This is a genomic window from Pseudomonas sp. MF6751, from assembly GCF_016613265.1.
GTDB classification, from domain to species: domain Bacteria; phylum Pseudomonadota; class Gammaproteobacteria; order Pseudomonadales; family Pseudomonadaceae; genus Aquipseudomonas; species Aquipseudomonas fluorescens_BV.
In genome coordinates this window covers 1-21,262 of the sequence record NZ_JAENSV010000047.1, presented here as the reverse complement: position 1 = coordinate 21,262, position 21,262 = coordinate 1, and the positions used below count along the sequence as shown (strand labels likewise).

Here is a 21,262-nt window from a genome sequence, read left to right as displayed (position 1 = left end):
GCACCTCGGTTTTTCTGCCGGACCGAGGTGATGCCATCGCAGGCAAGCCAGCTCCCACACAAGCCTGCTCTCACAGGGCTTTGTGGTGTTATCGGGGCCCATAAACAACAAAACCGCCCGAAGGCGGTTTTGTTGGGTGGAGCACTTACTGGTTGGCCAGCTTGTGTTCCAGGTAGTGAATGTTCACACCACCTTCGCAGAAGCCTTCATCACGAACCAGATCCCGATGCAGCGGGATGTTGGTCTTGATGCCGTCGACCACGATTTCGTCCAGGGCGTTGCGCATACGGGCCATGGCCTCGTCGCGAGTGGCGCCCCAGGTGATCAGCTTGCCGATCAGCGAGTCGTAGTTGGACGGAACCTTGTAGCCGCTGTACAGGTGCGAATCCACACGTACACCGTTGCCGCCGGGCGCGTGGAAATGCTTGACCAGGCCAGGGCTTGGGATAAAGGTTTTCGGGTCTTCGGCGTTGATGCGGCACTCCAGAGAGTGGCCGTGCATCTTCACGTCGTCCTGGGTGAAGGACAGCACGTTACCGGCGGCGATGCTCAGCATCTCCTTGACGATGTCGATACCGGTGACCATCTCCGACACCGGGTGCTCTACCTGCACACGAGTGTTCATCTCGATGAAGTAGAAGCGACCGTTCTCGTAGAGGAACTCGAAGGTACCGGCGCCACGGTAGTTGATGTCGATGCACGCCTTGACGCAGCGTGCCAGGACTTCCTGGCGGGCTTTTTCGTCGAGGCCCGGTGCCGGAGCTTCTTCCAACACTTTCTGGTGACGACGTTGCAGCGAGCAATCGCGATCACCCAGGTGGATGGCGTGGCCCTGGCCGTCGGACAGTACCTGGACTTCCACGTGACGTGGGTTGGTCAGGTACTTCTCCAGGTAGACCATCGGGTTGCCGAACCAGGCGCCCGCTTCGGAGCGGGTCTGCTTGGCGGCTTCGATAAGGTCTTCTTCCTTGTGCACCACGCGCATGCCGCGACCACCACCGCCACCGGCGGCCTTGATGATCACCGGGTAGCCGACTTCGCGACCAATGCGCAGAGCGGTTTCCTCGTCTTCAGGCAGTGGGCCATCGGAGCCTGGAACGGTTGGCACGCCGGCCGCGATCATGGCGTCCTTGGCCGAGACCTTGTCGCCCATCAGGCGAATGGTTTCGGCTTTCGGGCCGATGAAGGCAAACCCGGATTTTTCCACTTGTTCGGCGAAGTCGGCGTTTTCCGCGAGGAAGCCGTAGCCCGGGTGGATGCCATCGGCGCCGGTCACTTCTGCCGCGGCGATGATATTCGAGACTTTCAGGTACGAGTTCGTGGCCAGTGGCGGGCCGATGCAGATGCTTTCGTCCGCCAGTTTCACGTGCATCAATTCGGTATCGGCCGTCGAGTAAACAGCGACGGTCTTGATGCCCTCTTCCTTACAGGCGCGCAGGATACGCAGCGCGATCTCGCCGCGGTTGGCGATCAGGACTTTTTGCAGTTTCTTCGCAGGTTTCAACATCGAAGGCGCTCCGCGGTTCAAACGATGGTGAACAGCGGCTGGTCGTACTCAACCGGCTGACCGTTTTCTACCAGGATGGATTCAATGACGCCGGCTTTTTCCGCGGTGATGTGGTTCATCATTTTCATCGCTTCAACGATGCAGATGGTGTCGCCCACTTTCACGGTCTTGCCCACTTCAACGAAGGCTGGCGAGGTCGGTGCCGGGGTGCGGTAGAAAGTACCGACCATTGGCGACTTGACCACGAAGCCATTCAGCGCAGGAGCGGCTGGGGCGGCAGGTGCAGCGGCGGCGGCAGGTGCGGCAGCCGGAGCTGCAGCGGCTGGCGCCGGTGCTTGCATCTGTGGCGCGTAGAACTGTTGGGCCGGGGTCTTGCTGTGACGGCTGATCCGTACGGACTCTTCGCCTTCCTTGATTTCCAGCTCGTCGATACCGGATTCTTCCAGCAGTTCGATCAGTTTCTTAACTTTACGGATATCCATGAATCATCAACTCCCAAGGGTCGGTCAGGGGCGTTTAGCCTGTTCTTCAATGTGTTCCAGGGCGGCCTCCAGGGCCAGTCGGTAACCGCTGGCGCCAAGGCCGCAGATCACTCCTACCGCTACGTCGGAGAAGTAAGAGTGATGGCGGAAAGCTTCGCGTTTGTGCACGTTCGATAAATGCACTTCGATGAATGGGATGCTCACCGCCAGCAGCGCGTCACGTAATGCAACGCTTGTGTGCGTAAAAGCGGCGGGATTGATCAGAATAAAGTCCACACCTTCGCCGCGCGCGGCATGGATGCGATCAATCAATTCATACTCGGCATTGCTTTGCAGGTAGAGCAAATGGTGGCCGGCAACACGGGCCCGCTTTTCCAGGTCGAGGTTGATCTGGTCCAGGGTCACTGCCCCGTAGACGCCCGGTTCGCGGGTGCCAAGCAGGTTCAGGTTGGGTCCGTGGAGAACCAGTAAGGTCGCCATTGGCTGTTCCTTGTTATTGGTGTGGGTGCGTCAGAACCCGGCGACTATGCCGCAAAGCCTTTGTGACTGTCCAGTTCTATGCAGTAGCCGGCACGATTAGCGAGGATTGCGCAAAATTTGTGACCAAGAGCCTGCGTTCGGTCAGTGTGGGAGCTGGCTTGCCGGCGATGACGGTGTGTCAGTGGCGAACGAGTTGGCTGATCCTGCGCTATCGCAGCGTAGGTATCTATACCACTTCGGTACGACACTGACCCTGTGGCGAGGGAGCTTGCTCCCGTGAAGGCCTGACAACCGGCGCCTGTCTACCTGACACCCCGCGATCCAAATGTGGGAGCTGGCTTGCCTGCGAAGGTATCGACTCGGTTCGCCTGAATCACCGAGTTGATTGGATCGCAGGCAAGCCAGCTTCCTCATTTTGGTCTTCATGGAGCATCAGATCGGGTTAGACGCGGAAGGCTTGCACGGCGGTAGTCAATTGCCCGCCCAGTACCAGCAGGCGCTCGCCCTGGCTACGGCCCTGGCCAATACGCAGCAAATTATCCTCACCCAATTGATGAATCCGCTCACTGTTGTCGCGTATCTCGCTCACGGCGCCACTCTGCTGTGCGGTCACATCGGCAATGCGTACGGCGGTATCCGAGATGGTCTGGATCGCCCCGACGATTTCATCCAGCGCGCCATCCGCCGCCTGGGCCTGCTGGGCGGTGGCTTCGGCGTGTTCGACCTGGGCGCGCATGCCTTCTACCGACTGGTGCGCGGCGCTTTGCAGGCCGGCGATCAGGCCCTGGATTTCGGCGGTGGCGCCGGCGGTACGCTGGGCCAGGGAGCGCACTTCGTCGGCTACCACGGCGAAACCACGTCCGGCTTCACCGGCGCGGGCGGCTTCGATAGCGGCGTTGAGCGCCAGCAGGTTGGTCTGGTCGGCAATCGAGCGAATCACCGTGAGCACGCCGCCGATGGTGGCGGACTCTTCGGCAAGTTTCTCGATCATCTGCGCGTTTTGCTGCACTTCGCCTACCAGCGCATGCAGCCCGGTGAGGCTCAGGCCGATCACACGCTGCCCTTGCTCCACCGCCTGGCCCGCACTGCGGCTGGCCCCAGCGGCCTGGCTGGCATCCCCGGCGACTTGCTGGATGGTGGCTTCCAGCTCGCCCAGGGAGTCACGGATTTGCGCGGTGTCGCCGGCCTGGCGCTCGGCGCCGTCGTGCAGGCCGCTGCTCAGTTCGGCCAGGGCGCGGCTGCTGCCTGCCACTTCTTCTGCATTGCCACGGATGGTGCCGACCAGATCCACCAGGTAGGCGCGCAGGCGGTTAAGGGAGGCCTCGATATCGTGCAGTTCACGATTGGTCTTGCCCAGGGCAATCGGTTGGCTGAAGTCGCCTTCCGCCCAGGTCGACAAGGCTGGTGCCAAGTTGGTCAGCACGCGCGCCAGGCGGCGTTGCAGGGTATCGATCAGCAATGCGATCAGCAGGATCAGGCCAATCATCACCCCCTGCATCACACGCACTTCACCCTGAATCTTCGCGTGTTGCGCGCGCACCACGGGTTCGAGGCCGGTGATGGCCTGTTGTACGTTGGTGATTTTCAGGTGGGTGCTGGCGGCAAGGTCACTGCGTTGCTGAATCTGTTCACGGGTGCGTTGGAGTTCGGCGGGGTAGCGGGTCAACAGGCTGTTGAGTTCGCGCTTGAGGTCGACGCCGGTGTCCTGGGCTTCGGTTTTTTCGGTATTTTCCAGGCCCATCAACGCGGAAAAATCATCGGTGTTGGATTCTCCGCTGGCCTTTATTCCCAATAGGGGCAGTTGCGCGAGCAAGTCGGCCTGGATTCGCAGGTTATTCACCTCCCGCTCGACATCCGCAGCCAACTCGGCGCGCCCGCTGCTGACCAGCTTGTCGCGGGCCAGGGACAGTTTGCCCAGGTGCTGTGAGGCGGCGAGCAGCGGCGACAGATAGCGCGCAGCCTCCGCGGAATTGACGCCGCTGGCGTACTGGCTCAGTTGCTCCAGGTTCGCGCCCAGTTCACGTTCGGCTTGCAGCAACAGGGCTTGCGGGTCGCCAGCCAATTTACCGGCGGCCAACAGGTCGGTCTTGCTGAAAGTCTCCAGGTCCATGAGGCTGGGGCGCAGGGTTTGCGCCAAGTCGGGCGGCAGTTCGCCCAATTGAAGCTGCAGGCTTTCCAGGCTCTGGGTGGCACTGCTCAGGCGCAGGGCATCGCCGCTGGCCAAGTAGTCCTCGATGTTACGGGCAGCCTGGTTTTGAAAGACCTGGGACAACCCGAGGTAGCGCTCCATCAACAAGTACGGGCGCTCCAGCGCCCGTTGCGACCACCACAGTGTCGCCCCGAGGGCCAGGCACACAGCCACCAGCAGAAGGGTATTGAGATTGGTCAGCAGCTTCAGGCGCATGCGGGGTTTCAACCGACGGCAAGAGATAAGCGCCTGAATTTATTGCGTTTGTATTACAGCGTTATGACCGAATCGGTGGATTCTGGTGAAAAGATGGCACTTTGCTTTGATGTGCGAGCGGCTTGCACGCGGTTGCGTCCGGCGTCCTTGGCGCGGTAAAGCGCTTCGTCAGCCTGAGCGGCCATCATCAGGCTGTCGGAACCGTCGCACAGCTCCACCAGGCCGGCGCTGAAGGTGCACCACAAATCCTGCGGTTGGGCGGGGTAGTGGATTTCTGCAAAGCGCCGACGAATGTCGTCCAGCACCTTGCAGGCCGATTCCAGGTCGGTGTCGGGCATCACGATGGCGAACTCTTCACCGCCGTAGCGGCCGATGTAATCGGTCTTGCGCAAACGCTGCTTGAGAAACAGTGCCAGGCTCTTGATCACCCGGTCGCCCATGGGGTGGCCGTGGCTGTCATTGACGCGCTTGAAGTGGTCGATATCGAGCATGGCAAAGCTCAAGGGCTTGTTCTCGCGGCGGGCGCGGAAGCTGCAATCTTCGAGCAGTTGCAGGATATGCGTGTGGTTGTACAGCCCGGTCAGGCTGTCGCGCACCATCCGTGCCTTCAAGTTGCGCGCACGTGACGCGCGGTTGCGCACAGTGGTGATCAGGTGACGCGGCTTGATCGGTTTGGTGAGGAAATCGTCACCGCCCTCGCTCATCGCATCCAGCTGTTTATCCAGGTCGTCCTCAGCCGACAGGTAAATGATCGGCACACTGACGTAGCGGTCGTTGTGGCGAATCACCTTGGCCAGTTCGGTGCCGGTACAGGCAGGCATATACATGTCGAGGATGATCAGGTCGGGCTGGAAATCCGCCAGCTCGGCCATGGCCTGGATCGGTTCGGTCAAGGTGCGGGTGACAATGCCGGCACTGTTGAGCAGGCGTTCGGTGTGCAGCGCCTGGGCCCGCGAGTCGTCGATGATCAGCACTTTGTACGGTTCGTACTGGGCCGCGCAGGTTAGCACTTCGATCTTTTCCAGCAGGCTTGAGGCCTCCAGGGTGCCGGTCAGGAACTCTTCGCCGCCGGCGCGTACGGCGGCCAGGCGTGTCGGGGTGTCGGTTTCGTGCAGGCTGAAAAACAACAGCGGCAGCTTTTGCTCCAGGCCCTCCTGGGCCTCTGCCGCGAGCTTCAGGCCCAGGCCCGTGCCGCAGAAGTCCACGTCCATCACGATCGCCGACGGCAAACGCTCGGCCATGGACGCGCGAAAGGCGGCGACGCTGTCCAGGGCGTGGGCGCCCATGCCGAAGAACTCCAACTGCTTGGCCAGGCGTTCGGCGCGGTCATGGTCGGCCAGCATCACATAGATCGGCTTGCGCATTGGCGGCAGGAAGGTTTGCTCAAGCTGATCGCCCTGGCGCAGGCCGGTGCGGGACAGGCGTTGCATCAAGCGGTTGAGCTCGGTGATCAGTTGGCTGCTCAGACGGCCACGGTTCTCGTCCACGGCCTGCAAGGATTCACTGATATGCCGTGCCAGTTGTGTGTGTTCGGGCTGTTCGAAGCGTTCGGCGAAGCGTTGCAGGCGCAGGTTGGCTTCGCTGAGTTCGGAAAAGTCGGCGTTCGACCACTCGCTGCGTTGCAGGCGCTGCCAGATCTCGAGAATTTGACGTGCCTGATGAATTACCCGCTGGGCAAAGTGCTGCTTGAGACGCTCGCGGCTGGGGTCTTCTGACTCGGTCATATCCTGACTACTGTGAGGGTGCATGCTGAGGTCGACTGATGGCTCTATGCTAGCACCTCTTTTCTGATAGATGAGTGTCATACGTCAATTAAGTCTGCGTGCCTGCCATTCAGTTATTGACCAGTGGGTCGCGCAGCGTAAATCGCGTGCATCCTTTATAGTCCAAGCGCGCTGGTGCGCCAGTTTCGTGTAAAAGCCCCGCACCGATGGGCACGATGGGGTAGGGTTGTGGTCGGAATGTCTGAACGCACCCGGACAATTGACGTGCATGAACTCAAGTGATTGAAAGGATATCGCCATGCTGGACTGGAAAAACCGCGAAGGCAGTGCCAAAGGCCCCGCCCCTGAGCCCAAGTCGGCCAATCGCAGCTATTTTCGCAACCTGCTGATGAGCCGGGCGTTGCTCAGCATCATCGGCTTGTACCTGCTGGTCACCGGTGGCCTGGGTTGGTACTGGAGCCAAGAGCCGGCGCTGTTTCCGGTGCAGCAAAATGCCCAGCTTGCCGCCGAGAAGGAAGGCAAGCAGATGGTGGTGGGTTACACCACCGTCGAAACCCTCAAGACCGTGGTTGGCACCTTGCTGAACAAGCCAGGCGGCTACATCTCCAACGACCGTTTCCCGCCAGGCTTGTGGATGGACAACATGCCGAGCTGGGAATACGGCGTGCTGGTGCAGGTGCGTGACCTTACCCGCGCCCTGCGTAAAGACTTCGCCCGCTCCCAGTCGCAGTCGGCTGAAGACGCTGACTTGGCCAAGGCCGAGCCGCGCTTCAACTTCGATAACAAGAGTTGGGTGCTGCCATCCAGTGAGTCGGAATACCAGGAAGGCATCAATTCCCTGAGCCGCTACGAAGCGCGCCTGTCTGACCCGAACCAGCGCGGCGCGCTGTTTTATGCGCGTGCCGACAACCTCAACAACTGGCTGGGCGATGTGGCCACACGTTTGGGCTCGCTGTCCCAGCGCCTATCCGCCAGCGTAGGCCGGGTCAAGTTGAACACTGCGCTGAAAACCGAGACGCTGGCGCCGGGTGAAGTGCCGCAGGTCGATGAAGAAGTGGTGGAAACCCCATGGATGCAGATCGACAACGTGTTTTACGAAGCACGCGGCCAGGCGTGGGCGCTGTCCCATCTGCTGCGTGCCATCGAAGTCGATTTTGCCGACGTACTGGCCAAGAAAAATGCCACCGTCAGCGTGCGCCAGATCATTCGGGAGTTGGAGGCCTCGCAAGAACCGGTATGGAGTCCTATGATTCTTAACGGCAGTGGCTTCGGCGTACTGGCGAACCATTCGCTAGTGATGGCCAACTATATTTCCCGGGCAAACGCTGCAGTGATCGACTTGCGTCAGCTCCTCAACCAGGGTTGATAATGGACGCGACTCAAAAGGAGGCCGCACACCGAGCGGCCTCCGACGCTGAACTGATCTGCTGGGTCGACAAGCAGGACCACCTGCTCGGTCACCTGGTCAGGTCCGACCTGCGCCAGCGCGGCTTGATCGGCCGCTGCACGTTTATCTTCCTGTTCAATTCCAAAGGCGAGCTGTGTGTGCACCGGCGCACGCTGAGCAAGGCGTTGTATCCAGGGTATTGGGATACGGCGGCGGGTGGGATGGTGGCCAAAGGTGAGAGTTATGCCGTTTCGGCAGCCCGCGAGTTGGAAGAGGAATTGGGCGTCAGCGGTGTGCCCTTGACCGAACATGACCATTTCTATTTTGAGGATGGCGACAGTCGGCTTTGGTGCAAATCCTACTCTGCCGTCTGGGATGGCCCCCTGCGCCTGCAGCCCGAGGAGGTCATGGAAGCGCGGTTTTTAAGCATCGAAATCATCCAGCAAGAGGCCGAACAAAAGCCCTACTGCCCGGACGCCCAGGAAGGCTTGCGGCGCTATCTGGCCTCGCGTCGCTAAAGTTGCAAAAAATGGCGCCATTTGGCTCTTAGCAAGTCGGCTTTTTGCCGTTACACTGCGCGCCTTTTCACCCGAACCACATTAGCGGTTCGGTAGCGCTGCCCCTGCCTGAGTGGGGCTTCGCGGTCGGTCACCGCCTTGTGCGGCGCCGATCAGTCTTCATCCTCCCGAGAGGATTGCCGGTGGCCAAAAAAGCCGCATCCTTCGCCGCCCTTGGTGGCCTGGTATTTTCCACCGACGCAGGTCGACACTGCCCGGACTGTCGTCAGCCCGTGGATTCGTGCACCTGCAAACAGACCCTGATCCCCGAAGGCGACGGTATTGCCCGCGTGCGTCGCGAGAGCAAAGGCCGTGGCGGCAAGACGGTGACCACTATCACCGGCGTGCCCCTGGCTGAAGAAGCCCTGAAGGAATTGGCCACCTCGCTGAAAAAGCGCTGTGGCACCGGTGGCGCGTTGAAAGACGGGGTTATCGAGATTCAGGGCGATCACGTCGAGTTGCTGTTGGCCGAGCTGATCAAGCTCGGGTACAAGGCCAAGAAGTCCGGCGGCTGAAAGCCTCTTCCCAACCTGTGGCTAAACTCTGTCCTGCCAGTGGGGTCTACTTCCCTTGCAGGCAAATCGTCATTTTCATTCTTTAGACTGCGCCAGCCTCCGCGAGAGGTGGCGCCTTCGCCTTCATTTATAGGGGACTTCGATGTCCGTACGACGCACACGCAAAGACGATGGCAGCCAATGGACAGTTGCGGACAGCCGCAGTGTTTACGGGATTCGCCATTGGGGGGCCGGGTATTTCGCGATCAATGAAGCCGGTCGCGTAGAAGTCCGTCCGAACGGCCCGAACAGCACGCCCGTCGACCTGTACGAGCAAGTCGATGAGTTGCGCAAAAGCGGCCTGTCGTTGCCGCTGCTGGTGCGCTTCCCCGATATCCTGCAAGACCGCGTGCGCCAATTGACCGGTGCCTTCGATGCCAACATCGAGCGCCTGGAATACCAGAGCAAGTACACCGCGCTGTACCCGATCAAGGTGAACCAGCAGGAAGCGGTGATCGAGAACATCATTGCCACCCAGAACGTTTCCATCGGCCTGGAAGCCGGCTCCAAGCCTGAGCTGCTGGCCGTGCTGGCCCTGGCGCCGAAGGGCGGCACCATCGTCTGCAACGGTTACAAGGACCGCGAGTTCATCCGCCTGGCGTTGATGGGCCAGAAACTCGGTCACAACGTTTTCATCGTCATCGAGAAAGAATCCGAGGTCGAGCTGGTGATCGAAGAGGCCGCCAGCCTCAAGGTCAAGCCGCAGGTGGGCCTGCGTGTGCGCCTGTCGTCCCTGGCATCGAGCAAGTGGGCGGACACCGGTGGCGAGAAATCCAAATTCGGTCTGTCTGCAGCCCAGTTGCTGTCAGTGGTCGAGCGCTTCCGCGCAGCCGGCCTGGACCAGGGCATCCGCCTGCTGCACTTCCACATGGGTTCGCAGATCGCCAACTTGGCCGACTACCAGCACGGGTTCAAGGAAGCCATTCGTTATTACGGCGAACTGCGCAACCTCGGCCTGCCGGTGGACCATATCGACGTCGGCGGCGGCCTGGGCGTGGACTACGACGGTACCCACTCGCGTAACGCCAGCTCGATCAACTACGACATGGACGACTACGCCGGTGTGGTAGTGGGTATGCTCAAGGAATTCTGCGATGCGCAGAGCCTGCCGCACCCGAACATCTTCTCTGAAAGCGGTCGCTCCCTCACCGCTCACCACGCCATGCTGGTGGTACAGGTCACTGACGTCGAGAAGCACAACGACGAAATCCCGACCATCGAAAACAAGGAAAGCCTGCCGGAAACCGTGCAATGGCTGGTGGACCTGCTGGGCCCGACCGACATCGAGATGGTCACCGAAACCTACTGGCGCGCCACCCACTACATGAGCGACGTGGCCACCCAGTACGCCGACGGCAAACTGACCCTGGCCGAAAAAGCCCTGGCCGAACAGTGCTACTTCGCGGTGTGCCGCCGCCTGCACAACTCGTTGAAAGCCCGCCAGCGCTCGCACCGCCAGGTGTTGGACGAACTCAACGACAAGCTGGCCGACAAGTACATCTGCAACTTCTCGGTATTCCAGAGCTTGCCGGATACGTGGGCCATCGGCCAGGTCTTGCCGATCCTGCCGCTGCACCGCCTCGACGAAGAGCCGCTGCGCCGCGCCGTGCTGCAAGACCTGACCTGCGACTCTGACGGCAAGATCAAGCAATACGTCGACGAGCAGAGCATCGAAACCAGCCTGCCGGTTCACGGCTTGAACGAAGGCGAGGACTACCTGCTGGGTATCTTCCTGGTCGGCGCCTATCAGGAAATCCTGGGCGACATGCACAACCTGTTCGGTGACACCGACTCGGTGAACATCTACCAGCGTGAAGACGGTTCGGTGTACAGCGCCGGGATCGAGACTCACGACACCATCGAAGACATGCTGCGCTATGTGCACTTGTCGCCGGAAGAGTTGATGACGCACTACCGCGACAAGTGCGCGAGCGCGAAGATCTCGGCGTCCGAGCGTACCCAGTTCCTGGATGCGTTGCGTCTTGGGTTGACTCGTTCTTCTTACTTGTCTTCTTGAGTCGCGCGGCCTCACTGGAACTGAGCGAGTGTTCATTTAGTTCCTGTGAGGCCGACTGCATTGGCACGACGTTGATCAAGTCACCTTACGAGCAAGCATTGCGTCACTGGGCATTTGCTCTCTGAGTGAGCGTTGAGGGCTATCTGCGTTATTGTGCCCTGACTGTTGAGGCGCGACAGGAGCACCTCTTTTCCATCGATTGTCAGGTCCTTTGATTCGCCTTTGGTGATTCTGTGCTGTTCAGTCCCATGTATCACCACGAGTGTGTACTCACCGGCCATTTGGTTCTCCACCCGCAGTGTCCCGGCCGGCTGCGCTGTTGAGTTCGATGGCGCCGTGCAGCCTGCGGTAGTCAGCGTGGCGATTACCCAAAGGGTGACGATGCCTGTTTGTCGTTTGATATTCATAGCGATTTTCCTTGGCGTAAGCAGGGGAGGTTGCCCACCGCTATTCAACGCTTGAAAAATCGGCTTGTAACCTGTCAGAAGTAACAGGTAGGGGCTCGTGTCAGCGGGTATCGCTCAGCCAGCGATTCTGCGTGCTCAACCACCAGGCAATCGCCCCCAGGATCAAGCTGCGTACCGCCATGAACAGCAAAAAAGTTATCCACAGGCCGTGGTTGCCCAGCCCCTGCAAGGCCCAGGCAATCGGCAGTACCAGCAGCACCGTCAGCAACATCCCATCGCGCATTTCCCGCGCCCGCGTTGCACCGATAAACAGCCCATCGAGCAAATAGCTCCACACCGCAATCAACGGCAATACCGCGAGGTAGGGCAGGTAGATATCGGCGGTTTCGCGCACGCTGGGGATATCGGTTTGCATGGCGATGAACAGATGGCCGCCGAGGGTGAACAGCAGGGCGAAAACCACGCTGGCGATCAGCGACCAACCACAGGCAACCACCAATGACCGCCGTAACGCTTGCCGGTCACGTGCGCCGATGGCGTGGCCGCACAGAGCCTCGACCGCGTGAGCCAGGCCATCCAGGGCATGTGCCGTCAGCAACAGGCCATTGAGCAGCAGCGCATTGGCTGCAACGGTAGCGTCCCCCAACCGTGCACCTTGCACCGTGATCATGAAAAAGACTGACTGCAAGGCGAGGCTGCGAATAAAGATATCGCGGTTCACTGCCAGCAGTGGTCGCCAGCTTTGCCACAGTGTCAGCGCGGCCCAGGCGATATGCCCGGGGTAGGCACGCAGGGCTTTTTGCGTAAGCGCCAGGCCGAGCAGGGCGCCGGTCCACTCTGCGATCACCGAGGCTCGGGCGGAGCCGACCACGCCCCAGTCCAGCCCGAGGACGAACCATAGGTTAAGCGCGATGTTGACCAGGTTGGTGGTCAGCAAAATCGCCAATGGCGCTCGTGCATTCTGGGTGCCGAGGAACCAGCCGACCAGTGCATAACTGGCGAGAGCGGCGGGCAGGCCGAACAGGCGGGTGTGGAAAAACTCGCGGGTCAGTTGGTTCAGTTCGGGCGAGGGCTGCATCCATTCCAGGGCCAGATGGCTCAGGGGAATGCCCACGGTACCCAGCAGCATCGCCAGCCCCAGCGCCAACAGCAAGCCTTGCAACAGGATTTGCCGCAGCGCTGCACCATCGTTGCGCCCGGCGGCCTGGGCGGCGAACCCGGTGGAGCCCATGCGCAGGAAACCCATGGCCCAGGCGAGGAAGGTATACAGGCTGGCGCCGACAGCCACGGCACCCAGTTGGTGGGCGTGGGGCAGGTGACCGATGACCATGCTGTCCACCAGAGCCACCAAGGGCACCGAGATATTCGACAGGATCATCGGCGCGGCCAGGGCCCAGACGCGGCGATGGGTGGGGCGGTGGCGCCAGTCGGCGAGCAGGGCGGTCATGAAGGCTCCTTGGTGGAGCGCCATTGTAACCGTCAACCCGCCACACAGCAGAACCAATGTGGGAGCTGGCTTGCCTGCGATAGCAGTGGGTCAGCCAGTGAAGATATCGGCTGAAAGACCGCTATCGCAGGCAAGCCAGCTCCCACCGTTTGATCGCCAGTGGCTGTGGGATTTGGCTTGGCTTCATGCCCACCTAGAACCAACCGCCCCTCCGTCGGTCAATGTGACCGGCGCCGCAGCAGCTTGGTCGGCGCTGATATATAGTTCACCCCTCGGTTCCCTCTGACTATGAGTGCCCCATGCTTAACAAAGGACTGTTCCTGGCCTGCGCGCTGGCCCTGCTGAGCGCTTGCGATTCTTCCGATAAACCCGCTGCACCGTCTGCGCCCACCGTGGCGGCAGCGCCGAAGCCGGTGAAAGCGGCGGTGGACGTGGCAGCGTTGAAGCAACGCTATGCCGGACGTGAGCTGAGCGTGGTGGATGTGTCCGAGGTGCAGTTGGATGGGGCCAGCACGCTGTCGGTGAGTTTTTCCATTGCGCTGGACCCCGAACAGAAATTCGCCGACAAGCTGCACCTGGTAGACAGCAAGTCCGGCAAGGTCGATGGCGCCTGGGAACTGTCCGATAACCTGATGGAATTGCGCCTGCGCCACCTTGAACCGCAGCGCAAACTGGTGCTGACCGTGGACGCAGGGGTGAAGGCAGTCAACGGCAACACCCTCGCCGCCGAATACAGCGCCCGCCTGGAAACCCGCGACCTGCAAGCCACCGTCGGCTTCGCCAGCCGTGGCACCCTGTTGCCGACGCGCCTGGCCGAGGGCCTGCCGGTGATCGCGTTGAATGTCGACAAGATCGACGTGGAATTCTTTCGGATCAAACCCGAATCCCTGCCGTCGTTCCTGGCGCAGTGGGGGCGTAATACCAGCCTGCAAAGCTATGAGTCCCGTGAACTGCTGCCAATGGCCGAACTGGTGTACGGCGGGCGTTTCGATCTGAACCCGGCGCGCAATACCCGTGAAACCCTGTTGCTACCGATTGCCGGCCTCAAGCAGTTGCAGCAGCCGGGCGTGTACCTCGCGGTGATGCGCGCTTCGGGCACCTACAACTATTCGCAACCGGCCACCCTGTTCACCTTGAGTGATATCGGCCTATCCGTGCACCGCTATGCCAATCGCCTGGATGTGTTTACCCAGGCCCTGGAAGGCGGCAAGGCACTGAACGGCGTCGAACTGGAAATCCTCGATGCCGAAGGCCGCGTGCTCGGCCAGGGCAAGACCGAAGACGGTGGCCACGCCGAGTTGCCGCTGCCGAAAAAAGCCCAGGTGTTACTGGCCAAGCAGGGCGAGCAAACCAGCCTGCTGCGCCTGGACAGCGCCGCGCTGGATTTGGCGGAGTTCGATATCGGCGGGCAACCGTCCCACCCATTGCAGTTCTTTGTGTTCGGCCCGCGTGATTTGTATCGCCCCGGCGAAACCGTGCTGCTCAACGCGCTGTTGCGTGACAAGGATGGCAAGGCGGTGAAGCCTCAGCCGGTGAGCGTCGAAGTGCGGCGCCCGGATGAACAGGTGAGCCGCAAGTTCGTGTGGGAGGCCGACGCGTCGGGCCTGTATCAATACCCGTTGCAGCTGGCTGGCGAGGCGCCGACCGGGCGCTGGCAGTTGGTGTTCGACCTCGGTGACGGTAAGCCGCAACTCTATGAATTTCTCGTCGAAGACTTCCTGCCCGAACGCCTGGCGCTGGAACTCAAGGGCAGTGACACGGCGTTGAGCCCGGCGGATAACCCGGTCATCCAGGTCAACGGTCGTTATCTCTACGGCGCGCCCGCATCCGGTAACCGCGTCAGTGGCCAGGTGTACGTGCGGCCACTGCGTGAGGCGGTCAAATCCCTGCCGGGCTACCAGTTCGGTTCCGTCACTGAAGAAGAGCTGAGCCAGGATTTCGAACTGGACGAAAGCGTACTCGACGCCAATGGCGAGCAAGCGCTGACCCTGGAAAGCAAGTGGGCCGAGGCCAAGTCGCCGTTGCAACTGATTGTGCAAGCCAGCCTGCAGGAGTCCGGCGGTCGGCCGATCACCCGGCGCCTGGTGCAGCCGATCTGGCCGGCCGAGCAATTGCCGGGCCTGCGTGGCCTGTTTGACGGCAAGGAAACCAACGGCGATGGCCCGGTGGAATTCGAAGTGCTGGTGGCCAACCAGGACGGTCAGAAACTGGCCGCGCAAGACCTCAAGGTGCGCCTGGTGCGTGAGCGCCGCGACTACTACTGGAACTACTCGGAGAATGACGGCTGGAGCTACCACTTCAACGAGAAATTCCTCAACCTCGATGAGCAGAGCCTGAACATCAAGGCGGGCGACACCGCCAAGGTCAGCTTCCAGGTGGAGTGGGGCCCTTACCGCGTGGAGGTCGAAGACCCGCAGACCGGGCTGGTCAGCAGCCTGCGTTTCTGGGCCGGCTACCAGGCCCAGGACAACACCGAAGGCGGCGCCGTGCGCCCCGACCAGGTCAAGCTGGCGTTGGACAAACCCGCCTATGGCGATGGCGACACCGCCAACGTCACCGTCACGCCACCGGCTGCCGGTAAAGGCTACCTGTTGGTGGAGTCTGCCGAAGGCCCGCTGTGGTGGCAGGAGATCGACGTACCGGCCGAAGGCAAAAGCTTTGCGGTGAAGCTCGACCCGAAATGGTCGCGCCACGATCTGTATGTGAGCGCCCTGGTGATTCGTCCCGGCGAGCGCAAAGCCAATATCACGCCTAAACGCGCCGTGGGCTTGCTGCACCTGCCGCTGGATCGCACCCAGCGTAAACTCGGCCTGACCCTCACTGCACCTGAAAAAATGCGCCCCAAACAACCGCTGACGGTGAAGATCGCCGCCAAAAACGCCGATGGCAGTGTGCCTCAAAAGGTGCACGTACTGCTTGCGGCAGTGGACGTGGGCATCCTCAATATCACCGAGTTCCCAACGCCCGATCCGTACGCCAGTCTGTTCGGCCGCAAAGCCTATGGCGTCGACCAATTCGACATCTACGGCCAGTTGATTGAAGCCGGCCAAGGGCGCCTGGCCAGCCTGGCATTTGGTGGCGACGCGGCGTTGGCCAAAGGCGGCAAACGCCCGGACACCAGCGTAACCATCGTCGCCCTGCAAAGCGCCCCGGTGACTCTGAACGACAAAGGCGAGGGCGAAGTCAGCGTCAATATCCCCGACTTCAACGGCGAACTGCGCCTGATGGCCCAAGCCTGGAGCGATGATCGCTACGGTATGGCGGAAGGCAAGACGGTGATTGCCGCCCCGCTGATTGCCGAGTTGTCGGCGCCGCGCTTCCTGGCAGGAGGCGACCAGACCACCTTGGCCCTGGACCTCTCCAACCTGTCGGGGAAGGCCCAGAAACTCGATGTGCAATTGACCGCGCAAGGTCAGTTGCAGTTGGTCAACAGTGGCGCGCAATCGGTGGAGCTCAAGCAAGGTCAGCGCACCACCCTGCGTATTCCGGTACAAGCCTGGGGCGGGCTCGGCCAGGGCAAGGTCACGGTCACCGTCAACGGCCTGGACCTGCCGGGGGAAAACCTGCCGCCGTTCAGCCGTGAATGGACCCTGGGCGTACGCCCGGCGTACCCGGCCTTGCTCAAGCATTACCGCGCCGTGATCAAGGATCAGCCGTGGAGCTTGCCGGCGGGTGCGCTGGATCAGTTCGATGCCTCGGGGCGTGAGGCGCTGTTGAGCCTGTCGAGCCGGCCGCCGTTGAACCTGGGCGCACAGATCAGTGCGCTCAAGGCGTACCCCTATGGCTGCCTGGAACAAACCGCCAGTGGCTTGTACCCGTCGCTGTACGCCGACGACGCGCTGCTCAAGCGCCTGAGCATCAAGGGCGAGCCGGATGCCGAGCGCAAGCGCAAGATAGAGTTGGGCATCGAGCGCCTGCTGGGCATGCAGCGCTACAACGGCAGCTTCGGTTTGTGGGGCGCTGATGGCGAGGAAGAATATTGGCTGACTGCGTATGTCACCGACTTCCTGCTGCGCGCCCGCGACCAGGGTTTTGCAGTACCGCCTGAAGCCTTGAAGAAGGCCAGCGAGCGCCTGCTGCGGTATGTGCAGGAACGTAACCTGATCGAGGTGGATTACAGCGACAACGCCGAGCACACGCGTTTCGCCGTACAGGCCTACGCCGGTATGGTGCTGGCGCGCAGTCAGCAGGCGCCGTTGGGTGCGTTGCGCAGTCTGTTCGAACGGCGCAGCGACGCACGCTCCGGCTTGCCGTTGGTGCAGTTGGCCATCGCCCTGCAGAAAATGGGCGACCAGCCGCGTGCCGATCAAGCCTTGCTCGCCGGTTTGGCGGCGCAGCGCAGTGCCAAGGAGTGGCTGGCCGACTACGGCAGCCCGTTGCGCGATCAGGCGATGATTCTGGCGTTGCTGGAGGAAAATGACTTGGCCAAGGGCACGCGTGAAGAGCGCCTGTTTACCTTGTCGGACCAGTTGGCGGCCAGCCCCTATCTGTCGACCCAGGAGCGCAACTCGTTGTTCCTGGCCGGGCGGCTGGGTTTCGCCCAGCCCGAATCGGCGTGGAAGGTGCTCTTGGATGGCAGCGACGGGGAGCATGAGCTGAACAACCAACAGTCGACGCTCAACCTGGAAGGCAAACTGCTTTCCGGCAATTTGAGCCTGACCAATCAAAGCGATGTACCGGTCTACCAGCAACTGACAATCTCGGGTTACCCACAAGTGCCGCCTGCCCCGGGTGGCGAGAACCTGAGTATTCGCCGCGAATACCTGGGCATGAATGGCCAGCCGTTGAATTTGCGCAGCCTCAACAGCGGCGACCTGGTGCTGGTGCACCTGGCCGTCAGTGCCAAGCAACGCGTGCCGGATGCCTTGGTGGTGGACTTGCTGCCCGCCGGCCTGGAACTGGAAAACCAGAACCTGGCACAAAGCGCAGCGAGCCTGGAGAACGCCAGCAGCCAGGTGAAGGAGTGGCGCGAGTCGATGCAGAACGCATCGCTCAAGCATCAGGAGTTCCGGGACGACCGCTATGTGGCGGCGATGAATCTGGATGGCTATGGCACCACGCACTTGTTGTACCTGGCACGGGCGGTGACACCGGGAACCTACCGCGTGCCGCCGCCGCAAGTGGAGTCGATGTATCGGCCGAACTGGCAGGCGGTGGGCGAGACGCCGGTGGATATGGTGATCAAGGGCCGCTGAAAGACACTGTAGGAGCGAGCTTGCTCGCGAAAAACGTCAACGAGAACGCGTGTTTCCTGAATCAACGCGGCGCCTTTGAGTTCTTCGCGAGCAAGCTCGCTCCTACAGGGGGAGTCGAGTGGTTGTGATGTCAGTGTACGACCCAGCTAAGCAACCACAGCCCCAGCATCAGCCAGATGATCCCCACGATAATCGAGGCCCGCATAAAGGCGCGTACCGCCGAGTACAGGAAGAGCAACCCGACGATCAGAGTGATGATGCTGATGATCGAGGTGTCCATGCCCAAGGTGCGCGACAGGCCGTCGATAAAGTTGCCGCCGGCGTGGGTCAAGGCCCCGAACAAACCGCTGAGCCCGTCGACGATAAAACGGATGACGGAACCGAGCGCCTGGCCCAACCATTCGAAAAAGCTTTCTACCTGCATGTGCGTGTCCTGATGAGAAGGTGGGCGTAACTGTGCCTTTGGTTGTCGATAACGCAGGCGAGTTCCCTGCAAGCATAGAGGTTTGCCCGTTTGAGTTTTAGTTTAATCACCTGCAGATGTACGCGGCCCAATGTGGGAGCTGGCTTGCCTGCGATAGCGGTGGGGCAGTTGTGGATAAGTTGACTGATCCTGCGCTATCGCAGGCAAGCCAGCTCCCACAGTTATTGCGCTGGGCTTTGGGTTGTGTGGTGTTGGTGGTTGCCCTGCTATGGCTGGCCGATCGTATCTGGCCCTTGCCCCTTCCCCAGGACGACTTGGCGCGGGTGGTGCTGGCCGAAGATGGCACGCCGCTGTGGCGATTTGCCGATGCCAATGGCGTATGGCGCTACCCGGTACAAACCCGCGAAGTCTCACCCTATTACCTCGACGCGCTGCTCACCTATGAAGACCGCTGGTTCTACCAACACCCCGGCGTAAACCCGTTGGCGCTGGTGCGCGCGACCTGGCAAAACCTGAGCGGCGCGCGAGTGGTGTCCGGCGGCAGCACCTTGTCGATGCAGGTTGCGCGCCTGCTCGACCCACACTCACGCACCCTGCACGGCAAGTTACGCCAGCTGTGGCGTACCGCGCAGTTGGAGTGGCACCTGTCCAAGGACGAAATCCTCAACCTGTACCTGAATCGCGCGCCCTTCGGCGGTACGCTGCAGGGCGTGGCGGCAGCGAGTTGGGCGTACCTGGGCAAGTCGCCATCACAACTGACCCACGCCGAAGCCGCGTTGCTCGCGGTATTGCCCCAGGCGCCGAGCCGTTTGCGCCCGGACCGTCATCCGCAGCGCGCCCAGCAGGCCCGGGACAAAGTGCTGCGCCGCCTGGCCGAGTTTCAGGTATGGCCGCAATCGGCGGTGGATGAAGCCTTGGAAGAACCCCTGTTGCTCGCCCCTCGCCTGGAACCGAGCCTGGCGCCCTTGCTCGCACGTCGCCTGAATCGCCCCGACAGCCCGCCACTGATTCGCACCACTCTGGATGCCACCTTGCAACGCCGTCTCGAAGACCTGCTGTTGGGCTGGCGCGCACGCCTGCCGGAGCACACCTCGGCGGCCATCCTGGTGGTGGAAGAAGAAAGCATGGCGGTGCGCGCCTACCTGGGGTCGGTGGATATCAATGACACCAAACGCTTTGGCCATGTGGACATGATCAGCGCGCTGCGTTCGCCCGGTTCCACCTTGAAGCCTTTTCTCTACGGGATGGCGTTGGATGACGGCCTGATTCACTCCGAATCGCTGTTGCAGGACGTGCCTCGGCGCTATGGCGATTACCGCCCTGGCAACTTTTCCATGGGCTTTACCGGGGCGGTACCGGCCAGCACCGCGTTGTCCAGTTCGTTGAACCTGCCTGCGGTGCAACTGCTGGAAGCCTACGGGCCCAAGCGCTTTGCCGCACAGATGCGCATCGGTGGCATGCCCTTGGCGTTGCCGGCATTGGCCGAGCCGAACCTGGCGCTGATCCTCGGCGGTGCGGGCAGTCGTCTGGAAGAACTGGTGAGTGGTTACAGCGCCCTGGCCCGTGATGGCAAGAGCGCCAGCCTGCGGTTACAGCCGGACGATACGCTCAGGGAGCGGCCGTTGCTGTCGCCCGGCGCCGCATGGATTGTGCGGCGCATCCTCAGCGGCCAGGCACGGCCCGACCGCGACCCGCGCGCCGAACTGGTCCAACGGCCGGTGCTGGCGTGGAAAACCGGCACCAGTTATGGCTTTCGCGATGCCTGGGCGATTGGCGTGGGCCCGCGTTATCTGATTGGCGTATGGATCGGCCGGCCCGATGGCACGCCGGTACCGGGGCAATTCGGCCTGGCGTCGGCAGCGCCGTTGATGTTGCAGGTGCATGACGTGCTGACCAACCGCGACAGCCAGCGCGGCATCAGTGCGCCAGTCAAACCGGTGCCTGCCAATATCGGCGTGGCAGCGATTTGTTGGCCGCTGGGCCAGCCCATGAGCCGCAGCGACCCCAATTGCCGCCGCCAGCGTTTTGCCTGGACCCTGGACAACACCACGCCGCCGACCTTGCAGGCATTGGATCAACCCTTGAGCGTGGGCTTGATGGAAAGCATCTGGGTTAACCCCAAGGGTTTGAGGGTCGATGCCCATTGCCCTGGCGCAACCCCCAAAAACATCGCGCTGTGGCCGGCGCCGCTGGAGCCCTGGTTGCCAAGGATTGAACGCCGTGAAGCACGCATTCCTGCGCCTGACCCGGATTGCCCTCCGCCGGCGCTGGCTGCGGCGTCGCCGTTGTCCATCGTGGGAGTGCGCGAGGGCGATCAATTGCGTCTGCCCGCTGCCAGTCAGCAAGCCTTGCGCCTGAAAATTTCCGCCCTGGGCGGCAGTGGCCGGCTTTGGTGGTTCCTCAATGGGGCGCCGTTGGGCGACAGCGCGAACCAGGACAGCATCAATGCCAGTTTTGAACGGCTGGGCCGCTATCAGCTCAGCGTATTGGATGAAGCCGGCCAAACCGCCAGGCTCGAGTTCAGCGTTGTCGACTGATCGTTCCCACGCGGAGTGAACTGACCCCACAAAGTTGGACGATTTTCTATCTATGCCTGAGCGGCCTGAATTCTGTATTCAACAGGACTCAGGCCGTTTAGCTTCAGTCTGATACGCGAGTGATTGTAATACTGGATGTA

At 61.5% G+C, this 21,262-nt stretch carries 14 protein-coding genes and 1 pseudogene; 6 read left to right on the top strand and 9 right to left on the bottom strand.

The genetic code is table 11. The annotated features are described in order from the left end of the window. Nucleotides 1-145 precede the first annotated feature (145 nt). From accC to JJD66_RS24025, 5 genes and pseudogenes are all read right to left on the bottom strand, one after another. Nucleotides 146-1,507: an acetyl-CoA carboxylase biotin carboxylase subunit gene (accC, locus tag JJD66_RS24045; protein WP_003188188.1), complete on the bottom strand. Its 1,362-nt coding sequence runs from the start codon at nt 1,505-1,507 to the stop codon at nt 146-148. 17 nt (nt 1,508-1,524) lie between these two features. Then, nucleotides 1,525-1,989: an acetyl-CoA carboxylase biotin carboxyl carrier protein gene (gene accB / locus JJD66_RS24040; protein WP_003188191.1), complete on the bottom strand. Its 465-nt coding sequence runs from the start codon at nt 1,987-1,989 to the stop codon at nt 1,525-1,527. Nucleotides 1,990-2,013: 24 nt separating this feature from the next. Next, nucleotides 2,014-2,469: a type II 3-dehydroquinate dehydratase gene (gene aroQ / locus JJD66_RS24035; RefSeq protein WP_073524980.1), complete on the bottom strand. Its 456-nt coding sequence runs from the start codon at nt 2,467-2,469 to the stop codon at nt 2,014-2,016. A 442-nt stretch (nt 2,470-2,911) separates the two neighbouring features. After that, a pseudogene (locus JJD66_RS28560) lies at nt 2,912-3,427 on the bottom strand (methyl-accepting chemotaxis protein); the annotation flags it as partial. 1,499 nt (nt 3,428-4,926) lie between these two features. Next, the gene (locus JJD66_RS24025; protein WP_198715488.1) at nt 4,927-6,597 is read right to left on the bottom strand and encodes a response regulator; all 1,671 of its coding nucleotides are present in this window, start codon (nt 6,595-6,597) and stop codon (nt 4,927-4,929) included. 298 nt (nt 6,598-6,895) lie between these two features. On the opposite strand from JJD66_RS24025, the gene JJD66_RS24020 reads away from it, so the two are divergent. The 4 genes from JJD66_RS24020 (at nt 6,896) to speA (ending at nt 11,112) form a co-directional block, all read left to right on the top strand. Beyond that, nucleotides 6,896-7,963 (top strand): DUF2333 family protein, encoded by a 1,068-nt coding sequence (locus JJD66_RS24020; protein ID WP_105225602.1) that lies wholly within the window; start codon nt 6,896-6,898, stop codon nt 7,961-7,963. Nucleotides 7,964-7,965: 2 nt separating this feature from the next. After that, complete coding sequence (locus tag JJD66_RS24015) at nt 7,966-8,502, top strand: NUDIX hydrolase (RefSeq protein ID WP_198715487.1); 537 nt, start codon at nt 7,966-7,968, stop codon at nt 8,500-8,502. 182 nt (nt 8,503-8,684) lie between these two features. After that, nucleotides 8,685-9,056, top strand: a complete 372-nt coding sequence (locus tag JJD66_RS24010) for a translation initiation factor Sui1 (protein ID WP_003188201.1) — start codon at nt 8,685-8,687, stop codon at nt 9,054-9,056. Nucleotides 9,057-9,198: 142 nt separating this feature from the next. Next, complete coding sequence (gene speA / locus JJD66_RS24005) at nt 9,199-11,112, top strand: arginine decarboxylase (RefSeq protein ID WP_096144003.1); 1,914 nt, start codon at nt 9,199-9,201, stop codon at nt 11,110-11,112. Between the two features lie 80 nt (nt 11,113-11,192). Here speA and JJD66_RS24000 read toward each other — a convergent pair whose 3' ends face one another. Next, nucleotides 11,193-11,519: a hypothetical protein gene (locus JJD66_RS24000; RefSeq protein WP_034126424.1), complete on the bottom strand. Its 327-nt coding sequence runs from the start codon at nt 11,517-11,519 to the stop codon at nt 11,193-11,195. A gap of 100 nt (nt 11,520-11,619) precedes the next feature. Beyond that, nucleotides 11,620-12,966 (bottom strand): MATE family efflux transporter, encoded by a 1,347-nt coding sequence (locus JJD66_RS23995; RefSeq protein WP_200649200.1) that lies wholly within the window; start codon nt 12,964-12,966, stop codon nt 11,620-11,622. A gap of 299 nt (nt 12,967-13,265) precedes the next feature. On the opposite strand from JJD66_RS23995, the gene JJD66_RS23990 reads away from it, so the two are divergent. Continuing rightward, a complete protein-coding gene (locus JJD66_RS23990; RefSeq protein ID WP_200649199.1) occupies nt 13,266-18,161 on the top strand; it encodes an alpha-2-macroglobulin family protein in 4,896 nt (1,631 codons plus the stop codon). A gap of 130 nt (nt 18,162-18,291) precedes the next feature. On the opposite strand, the gene JJD66_RS23985 is transcribed toward JJD66_RS23990, so the two are convergent. Continuing rightward, nucleotides 18,292-18,585, bottom strand: a complete 294-nt coding sequence (locus tag JJD66_RS23985; protein ID WP_003188208.1) for a hypothetical protein — start codon at nt 18,583-18,585, stop codon at nt 18,292-18,294. A 224-nt stretch (nt 18,586-18,809) separates the two neighbouring features. Between JJD66_RS23985 and pbpC the strand changes: the two genes are divergently transcribed. After that, entirely contained in the window at nt 18,810-21,122 is a 2,313-nt protein-coding gene (gene pbpC / locus JJD66_RS23980) for a peptidoglycan glycosyltransferase PbpC (protein WP_200649209.1), read from the top strand. 50 nt (nt 21,123-21,172) lie between these two features. On the opposite strand, the gene JJD66_RS23975 is transcribed toward pbpC, so the two are convergent. Further along, the coding region (locus tag JJD66_RS23975; RefSeq protein WP_200649198.1) for an IS3 family transposase at nt 21,173-21,262 on the bottom strand (90 nt) is incomplete at its 5' end.